The sequence below is a fragment of the Halomonas sp. GFAJ-1 genome (assembly GCF_000236625.2).
Lineage (GTDB): Bacteria > Pseudomonadota > Gammaproteobacteria > Pseudomonadales > Halomonadaceae > Vreelandella.
Window position 1 is genome coordinate 25,664 of record NZ_AHBC01000016.1, and the last position, 8,068, is coordinate 33,731.

General features: G+C 50.5%; 8 protein-coding genes and 1 pseudogene. 1 reads left to right on the forward strand and 8 read right to left on the reverse strand.

The genetic code is table 11. The features are described from left to right. Positions 1 to 62: 62 nt before the first annotated feature. From MOY_RS04225 to MOY_RS04235, 3 genes are all read right to left on the reverse strand, one after another. Entirely contained in the window at positions 63 to 860 is a 798-nt protein-coding gene (locus tag MOY_RS04225) for a SapC family protein (protein WP_009096873.1), read from the reverse strand. An 84-nt stretch (positions 861 to 944) separates the two neighbouring features. Next, a complete protein-coding gene (locus tag MOY_RS04230) occupies positions 945 to 1,880 on the reverse strand; it encodes a hypothetical protein (RefSeq protein WP_139029285.1) in 936 nt (311 codons plus the stop codon). Continuing rightward, positions 1,852 to 3,237 carry a TolC family outer membrane protein gene (locus tag MOY_RS04235; RefSeq protein WP_009096875.1) on the reverse strand — a complete coding sequence of 462 codons (1,386 nt, stop codon included), beginning with the start codon at positions 3,235 to 3,237 and terminating at the stop codon, positions 1,852 to 1,854. The genes MOY_RS04230 and MOY_RS04235 overlap by 29 nt, the downstream gene beginning before the upstream one ends. Positions 3,238 to 3,776: 539 nt before the next feature. Between MOY_RS04235 and MOY_RS04240 the strand changes: the two genes are divergently transcribed. Next, positions 3,777 to 4,778, forward strand: a complete 1,002-nt coding sequence (locus MOY_RS04240) for an AraC family transcriptional regulator (protein ID WP_009096877.1) — start codon at positions 3,777 to 3,779, stop codon at positions 4,776 to 4,778. Positions 4,779 to 4,861: 83 nt separating this feature from the next. On the opposite strand, the pseudogene MOY_RS17340 reads toward MOY_RS04240, so the two are convergent. The 5 genes and pseudogenes from MOY_RS17340 to MOY_RS04260 form a co-directional block, all read right to left on the reverse strand. After that, positions 4,862 to 5,269 (reverse strand): annotated as a pseudogene (locus MOY_RS17340) (IS30 family transposase); the annotation flags it as partial. Then, complete coding sequence (locus tag MOY_RS17750; RefSeq protein WP_168183927.1) at positions 5,232 to 5,405, reverse strand: helix-turn-helix domain-containing protein; 174 nt, start codon at positions 5,403 to 5,405, stop codon at positions 5,232 to 5,234. The pseudogene MOY_RS17340 and the gene MOY_RS17750, both read right to left, overlap by 38 nt. 71 nt (positions 5,406 to 5,476) lie before the next feature. Beyond that, complete coding sequence (gene cysQ, locus MOY_RS04250; RefSeq protein ID WP_009096882.1) at positions 5,477 to 6,235, reverse strand: 3'(2'),5'-bisphosphate nucleotidase CysQ; 759 nt, start codon at positions 6,233 to 6,235, stop codon at positions 5,477 to 5,479. 85 nt (positions 6,236 to 6,320) lie between these two features. After that, a complete protein-coding gene (locus MOY_RS04255) occupies positions 6,321 to 7,175 on the reverse strand; it encodes a UTP--glucose-1-phosphate uridylyltransferase (RefSeq protein WP_009096884.1) in 855 nt (284 codons plus the stop codon). A gap of 23 nt (positions 7,176 to 7,198) precedes the next feature. Continuing rightward, on the reverse strand, positions 7,199 to 7,897 hold the full coding sequence (locus MOY_RS04260; RefSeq protein ID WP_009096887.1) for a glucose-6-phosphate isomerase: 699 nt from the start codon (positions 7,895 to 7,897) through the stop codon (positions 7,199 to 7,201). Positions 7,898 to 8,068 lie beyond the last annotated feature (171 nt).

Consider the following 8,068-nt stretch of genomic DNA (forward strand, 5'->3'; position numbering starts at 1 on the left):
GTACCCCTATGTGTCGTATTGAATGATTGATACGTACATAGGGGTTACAGCAAACAGCCCACTTAGTGGACTGGGTCGGATTCGCTGGGCATACCCTCATCAGCAGGGTCACCTTTTGACTGTGCGTCAACATGCTCACCGCCCGCAGATAAGCGGTTTAGGCGGTTAAAGTTACGCATTGACTGCAAGTGGATATAGAGCAACTCTAGCTCGTCAGTCGCCAGCATTTTTTGCAGTGCTTGCTCATCTAAACTTTTCAGCTTTTCGCGGTTGACGGCTTTAAAACCAGTCAGGGTACGTGGGCCACCTTCAGATTGGCGAACTTGGGCCTGAACATCTTCAAGAATATTCAGCTCTACAAGACGCTTACCGAATGCGCGCGTGCGCTGGAAATGGGCTTGATAGTCCTGCAAAAAGTTTAAGATACGTTCTAAATACTGGGTCTGCTCACCCTCAGTATCAAAAAACCGCTCGCCGCGACCGTCAGTGTTTAGACCTTCGTACGCTTCGTCGACGCATAATGTGAACGTATCACCCGACTCACTGGACGCAAATACAAAGGGATAACGGCGGAAAAACGCTGGCACATACTCACCCCGCCACTGCCCCTCGGCGTCCACGAGATAATTTTCATCTTGCTGTAGGCCCAAAATCGCCACGGGTAACACACCGCCGTCTTCTGCAGCGGTGAACACAATCGGCAGGTCTGTGGCCGCCGCAGGAAATTCAGCCGCCATCAGCGGGACAGAGTTGACGTTACTCGCGAAACGGAAATCGCGGCTAACTTTTAGATAGCGCTCTTTATGTTTGTCGCGAGTAATCGGTTGAATGTCTCGATAAATCAGCAGCTGGGTAGACATATAAATTTCTCCTAATGATGTCTTATTAAGTACTAAGAGGTATCGCCCGTGCGATGCGTTGTTGGCAGAGAGACGAGTCCACCGCTATGACGATGAACTTACCTTCCCACCGTAATAAAAAGTCATAAAAGGCTTAGCATGCTGGTCAACACCTAATGACACATTACTTAGCATCTGATCGCCATAGTGTGCTAACCACTTCCTTAACTCATCACGCTCAGCGCTGAGCCACTCCCGTGCTAAGGCAAACATTGGCGCCGCGATATCGCCTAGCCGTGGTGCAAAGTGATGTAGATGTAAGTTGATAGAGCAACGCGGTGTGCGGTCATCAGGCGCCGGTAGCGACAAAGCCTGCGGTGGCGCACGCTCGATAACATCAACAGTAAGTGGCGGCCATGGCGTGTTCTTGAGGGCCGCAATGATTTCAAGTTGCTCTAATAAATCCTCTACCACAGGGGGCAGATTTTGGAGTTCACGTTGTATCAGTCGTTGCGCCTGATGAGCATCCGGTGCCATCACATAGTCGGTAATTATTGCCGGATGTTGAGATTGCCACTTCCATGCGCTGTAAAGCACTAGGGGGTTGATAGGATCATGGTGACGCAGCTGAGAAAGGGAGTGCTCCCAATACACTTTGTTAGTCTTGCCCTCCACCCCTACCAGCAGGTAATGAGGTGACGCTTTTTGCTCAGCGTCGGGGGCATAAAGCAGGCGCATGAATGACTGTTCGTCCTCTGCCAACATCCCTAATTGCTGTAGCATAGGCTGTAGACGAGATTGCCACTGCTCGGCTGTTAAGGTGTTCACGTCGATACCGAACAAACATCTGTCGCTTCGCCATTGACCCGGCTGAAACTTAGCGGAAGGCTCCACGAGATAAGGGGCGCCGAGACCTTTCACTAGTGCCTCTAAATCATTGACCACACTCCCGGTCGCCATGTCTGACGATGCATGTGCAGTCGACGATTTAGCAGAAGCAATGTTCGACGTTTTAATTAAAGATGTTTGAGATACTGACATGCTCATTCATCCTCTCGTCGATTTCGCGAAGGTCATCAACATTAATCACGCCCGTAGCTCGTTTAAGGCGTAATACGTTAATTAGGTAGTCATACCTAGCAGCGGCCAATTCGCTTCGCGCAAAAAACAAATCTCTTTCAGCGTCCAATAAGTCGCGTAGAGGAACAATGCCCGTTTCCACACTTACTTGCCTTGATTCAACCACTTGCTCGCTGGCTTCAAGGGAACGGCGCAAAGAACGTTCACGCGCTTTTGCCGAAAGAATACTTTGATAACTCGACCTCACTTCACGGCGTAGCTCACGCGTTACGCCTTCTAGCTGAGACCGACTGGCTTCTAAGAGACTCACACTTTCACGCACTTCTGAAGAGGTTCGTCCGCCGCTATACACGGGCACATTAAGACGTAAGGCTATTTCTTGTGTTTCAACCTCACTACCGCCCCCAAATAAGGAGCCGTCGGTATCATCAAAGTCATAGTTCAGCTGTAGATCCAGCGTAGGAAAGTGCCCCCCACGACGTACGTCAATCGACCGATTCGCAACCTCTGTGGCAAGCTCTGCTGCCTTAAGCCGAGGACTGCGCTCAATTGCCAATGTCTCCCACGCTTCTTGAGAGTCGGGATCCGGACGTGAAAGCTGTAAATCACTACCCAGCAACACAAGCTGTTGTGGCGGCGCACCAATCATTTCAGCCAACGCTTCAATGGCATCACGTAAGGCATTTTGAACTTCAATTTCCCGTGCTCTCACCTGCTCTAATCGCGCCCTAGCGTCTAACATATTTTCTGAGCGTGTGAGGCCGTCTTCAAAGCGTGCCAATACTTCTTGATAATTCGCTTCAACAGACCCCTTCTCAGCCTGCAGGTAGGAAAGGTTTTCATAAATAGACAAGGCATCGAAGTAGCGTTCTGCGACTCGATACAGCAAGTTCTGGCGCACCACCTCTAGCTCTGAGGCTGCCTGACGGATTTCCTTTTTCGATTGAGCAAAGGATGACCAACGTGCGTAGTCATAGACAGACTGCGAAATAGATGCACCATAGCGTGTAGTAGGAAACGATACAGAGCCGCTATCAAAGCTTTCATTATCTGACTGTCGGATATTTTGATAAGTTTGTGATTGGCTGGCCGTTACTGAGACCTGTGGCAACAGGGCTGAGCGCGCCTGATAGTAGAGTTCATCGGCTGCCTGCTTGCCGTAGAACTGCTCTCTAAAAATAGGGTCGTTGTCTCTCGCCAACTGGTAAACGTCTAATAAACCACCGTGGGCCTGGTTAGCTGTCGCGCCTGACGCCATCACAACAATAAGAACCGTTATGGTGCTGGTCATCGAATGCATGTATCGCGAAATAAACATTGAGTCCCCTATTTTTCGCTATTTATTATTTCATTTATATGAGCAACCTTTTTCTCTAGCCTCCACTAAAGCCACTCATTCAATCCGCGTCACCCATCGCTCTAAGACCTCCACACCTCGCAGGACATGTGGCTCCCATGCCTACCGTGGATCCACGCGTTTTACAATCTTGGTTTCATGAGTCCATAAATGATCCTAGCATTAACGTCTTAGGCACGACTTCCACTCAGCGCTACCGAATCGATATTTTTTAGTTGAGAAAGCGTGGAAGCATGCCTGAGCTAAGAAATACCAATTCGGTAGAATGAGAAACCTCATGCACTTGGCCTGGTTACGGAATTTGGTCGATAAAACCAGATTGGAACAATGTGAGTGGGCTTACTGTCCAGACGCGAGCTACATGCAAGCAATTCAAAGCTTAGCTTTTTACCAGCCTCAGCTCCTACACACGCACCACACCTCTTGCGTCAAAAGTAGAGGAAAATGTCAACGCTATTGCACTCAAACAATATCAATAGCGTTAGCGGAAAGGTGAAGCAATGGCGTTCATTTCGTTCTCGACCAATCAGTTTGAACCAGAAGATAGATTAGAGGCTGCACAAGAAGCTTACGGTGCAATGGCAAACGTTGAGCTTCATGCCCAAAAAAACACACATCCCGATATTCAAACAAGAGTTCGATTACTTCCCGGTGTTTCGATTGCCCACGTCACCACATCTTCGTTAAAAGCAACTCGTGGCAAAAGGCAAGTGACAGACGGTAATGACGATATTACGTTTCTTATTCACCCAGGTGGCTCTGGGGTTTGGCAATCCAATCTGCAATCAAACCCGTCCCTTTTGTGTGTGCCAGGTTCGGCGCGTGTGGTCATGAATTATCAATCGGGTAGCGTTGATTTTCAGGGTGATAGCGTAGAGTTTTTGAGCGTTGCCTTTTCACGCTCTCAGCTGGCGCCTTTTTTACAAAGCTCTAATAAGCTGTACGACCACCTTTTTCACCACAATGAGACGCTTAACCACATCACACGCATAGCGCTTGATCTCACGCAGCAAAGTAATGACATTGATAACGCCACTACGATGCAAATCACCCGCCAACTGTTTGACCTTGCCTGCCTTACGTTGGGCTCTAAGCGAAGTGTCGGCTTTCATGCCAGTCGTAGCAGCTTGAAAAAGGCACGCTTAAAAGCAATCAAAATTGATATAAATACACACTTCAGGCTCCCGTTATCACTGGATGACCTAGCGTTGCGCCATAAAGTGTCAACCAGCTATATTCGGTCTCTATTTAGAGACGAAGGCACCTCGTTTACGGATTATTTATTAGAAAAGCGGTTAACCAGTGCACTCAACGAGCTTACTTCCCCCTCCTTGACGCCACCTCCTGTTCAAGAAGTGGCTTTCCGATCTGGGTTTAACAACCTTTCTTGGTTCTATAACGCGTTTAAAGCACGTTTCGGCATGCCGCCCGGCGAAGCGCGAGAGTTAGCGCAGATAAGCCTATTACAGCAAGGCGAGCCACCCAATCAACATTTACCTTGATCATAGTCGCCCGTAGTGACAACCAGCGGCATCACCGCATAATAGGTTTTTGAATACGATGGTCTCAAGTTCCAAGCGCAATGCTATTGAAGGGTGCTCGGGCCAGTGACCGACTTCTTGAACACCTCGGCGAAGACTTCCAGCGGCGTTCGCCAGTCCAACGTCTTGCGAGGCCGTGTGTTCAGTGAGTCGGCGATGGCGTCGAGCTTTTCATGGCTGTAGACCGACAAGCCCGTGCCCTTCGGCAGGTACTGTCGCAGCAGTCCATTGGTGTTCTCATTGGAACCCTGTTGCCATGGGCTATGCGGGTCAACGAAGTAGATCGTGGTACCGATCTTCTGAGTAATCTCGGCCTTCACCATCTCTCTGCCTTGGTCGTAGGTCATGGATAGGCGCAGGGCTCGCGGCACCTCATGGAGCTTTTCGCTGAAGACCACTGCCGCCGCTGTGGCATTAGTGCCATCCTCTTTCGCCAGGATCACCAGTCGTGTGGCGTGCCAGTTCCCGTGAGATGGTGCTGGGTGCACGTCCCAATTGCTGCGCGATGGCACGGATCGAGTGGTGAGCACGCATCAGCATGAAGGCAGCTCGGTCTTCAGCAGAGAGGTGAAGATAGCAGTGAGTCATAGCAACACCATACCGGATGGGTCAGGTGTTGCACTTGGCCATTAATAGCGCCGTGCCTTGCTTTTTTTTAATCAATAACTCCACACTACAAAATGAGGGTTTAGTTGTTGGTTGGGATTCGCATAGCTAAGTGAATCACCTTCTAAATTTTCTACTCGGCCGCCCGCTTGAAGAACAACAGCGTGGGCGGCCGCAGTATCCCATAAGCAGGTAGGGCCTAGGCGCGGGTAAACATCAGCTTTACCTTCCGCGATAAGCCCAAATTTGAGCGAACTCCCCATAGGCTGAACTTGGTGGCGGCCTAATTTATCCAGCCAGGCTGCTAAATCTGGACTTGGGTGAGAACGACTACCCATGACTCGCCACACATTATCAGGCGCTGGTTTTCCTGCTGTTTGAATAGCATAACGCTGACCATTTTCTATCTTAAATGCCCCTACTCCTTCAGCCGCTAAGTAAGCAATGTCGAGAGCAGGCGCGGTCACCACGCCCAATACTGGCTTTCCGTTCTGAATCAGCGCAATGTTGACCGTAAATTCACCATTGCGCTTGATAAATTCTTTAGTGCCATCCAGCGGGTCTACCAGCCAATAACGGCCTTCGCTGTCTACCCCAGTAAATCCTTCAATATCTTCTTCAGAGAGAATAGGTAACTGCAGAGAAAGCGCCTGCAATCCCTGCATAATCACGTTATGAGCAGCTTGGTCTGCCTCCGTGAGCGGGCTTTTATCGGCTTTTAGCTCAACACTAAAGCTGCGGGCATAAACCGACATAATGGCCTCATTGGCTTTGTAGGCAATGCCTAACACTTGCTCAAGCAAATCGTGCATACCTTTCCTCCATGTGTTGGGCGAAAAAAAGCCGCTACAGTGATCAGCTGAGCGGCTTTAATGAAACACACTTATTAAGACAGCATCAAATATCGTAACCTGCTTCGCGGGCGAGCGTGGTATTGGCTTTCAACCAGCCCTCGATGTGCCCGCAGTCGAAGGTGCGGCCGTGCATGCGGAATGCCTGTACGGTTTTGCCTTCCTGCATTAAGCGGTCAATGGCATCGGTCAGCTGGATTTCATTGCCAGCGCCCGGCGGCTGGTCACGCAGCAGTTCCATAATGCGATACGGCAACACATAACGACCAATGACGGAAAGACGCGAAGGGGCATCCTCTGGCGTTGGCTTTTCAACCACACCGCGCATTGTGGCGCTCTCACCAGCAGCAGGCTCGTCACAGTCCACAATCCCGTAACGGTAGACCTCTTCCTGGGGAACGGCTTCCACCATGATCTGGGAGGCGTCGTTGGCATTCCAACGCGCTACCATGCTGCCCAGGTCACAGGCAGTGCTGCCTACTTGGGGCTTCACCAGTACATCCGGAAGGATCACCGCAAACGGTTCATCTTTATCCAGCAAATGTGCAGCACAGAAAATAGCGTGGCCCAGGCCTTTGGCATTGGGCTGGCGTACGCTGGTGACTTTTAGCTGTTTAGGCGAAATGGCAGAAAGCGTTTCAAGCAGCGCATCTTTACCCTTACTTGCCAGCGAGTGCTCAAGCTCGAAATGAGCATCAAAGTGGTCTTCAATCGCCGACTTCCCTGCTCTTGTTACTAAAATAATCTCATTAATGCCTGCCGCCAGCGCTTCTTCTACCACGTGCTGAATGAGCGGGCGATCAACAACAGGCACCATCTCTTTCGGGATCGCCTTGCTGATCGGCAATAGCCGTGTACCGAAACCGGCGACCGGGATAATCGCTTTGCGCACTTGGGACATTACATACTTCCTTTTTCGTTAAACTATTCGCGCCACTCAGTTACTTTACGCAGCAGCTGCTCAGTACTTGGGTCTTCGACGTTTTGCTGCTCGACTGGCTTACCCGATAACGTGTGATAAAGGCTGGTCGCTAGCTGCTTACCAAGCTCTACCCCTGGCTGGTCGAAGGGATTGAGGTTCCACAGCACCGATTGTACAAACACCTTATGCTCGTAAAGCGACAGCAGCGCTCCAATCGTCCACGCATCCAGCACTTTTAAGAGTAAAACAGAATTAGGCTGGTTACCGCGATAACCCTGCGCCATATAACCCCGCAACGCCTGGGGAATGGCGTCATCTCCCAGCGCAAACAGCTGCGCTTGGGCTAAGCAGTTTGCCAGGGTGAGCGCTTCCTGAGACTGCAGCGCATGGTTCACTTTTTCAGAGGCTACCGCGGGGCGTGATGCCACAGCAATAAAGTCTGCACTTACCGTGTGGCTGCCCTGATGAAGTAGCTGATAAAACGCATGCTGAGCATTTGGCCCAACATCGCCCCACATAATAGGGCAAGTGGCATGATTAACCGAATGACCATCGCGACCCACGCTTTTGCCGTTAGATTCCATCTCCAACTGCTGTAAGTATGCAGGTAGACTCTTTAAGCGGCCATCATAAGGCAGCACGGCATGGGTTGGTATATGTAAGAACTGACTATTCCAAGCGCCCACCAACGCCATCAACACAGGAAAATTAGACGGTGACTGCTCCCCACCCTACGTCGCTACGCAACCACGGGTGAGGCTTCCCACGTCTTAGGCCGCAGCCGGTGCGTGACCGGTCTTACACAGGCCTCGATGGGCAGAGACGGACAGCCCTTCCGCCTTTAATTTTAAAATGCCTTGCTGGCGAATAGT

Coding starts and splice junctions, on each gene's coding strand:
- cysQ (WP_009096882.1), bottom strand. CDS start 6,235: ATGCACGATTTGCTTGAGCAAGTGTTAGGCATTGCCTACAAAGCCAAT.
- MOY_RS17750 (WP_168183927.1), bottom strand. CDS start 5,405: ATGACTCACTGCTATCTTCACCTCTCTGCTGAAGACCGAGCTGCCTTC.
- MOY_RS04230 (WP_139029285.1), bottom strand. CDS start 1,880: ATGTCAGTATCTCAAACATCTTTAATTAAAACGTCGAACATTGCTTCT.
- MOY_RS04225 (WP_009096873.1), bottom strand. CDS start 860: ATGTCTACCCAGCTGCTGATTTATCGAGACATTCAACCGATTACTCGC.
- MOY_RS04240 (WP_009096877.1), top strand. CDS start 3,777: ATGGCGTTCATTTCGTTCTCGACCAATCAGTTTGAACCAGAAGATAGA.
- MOY_RS04235 (WP_009096875.1), bottom strand. CDS start 3,237: ATGTTTATTTCGCGATACATGCATTCGATGACCAGCACCATAACGGTT.
- MOY_RS04255 (WP_009096884.1), bottom strand. CDS start 7,175: ATGTCCCAAGTGCGCAAAGCGATTATCCCGGTCGCCGGTTTCGGTACA.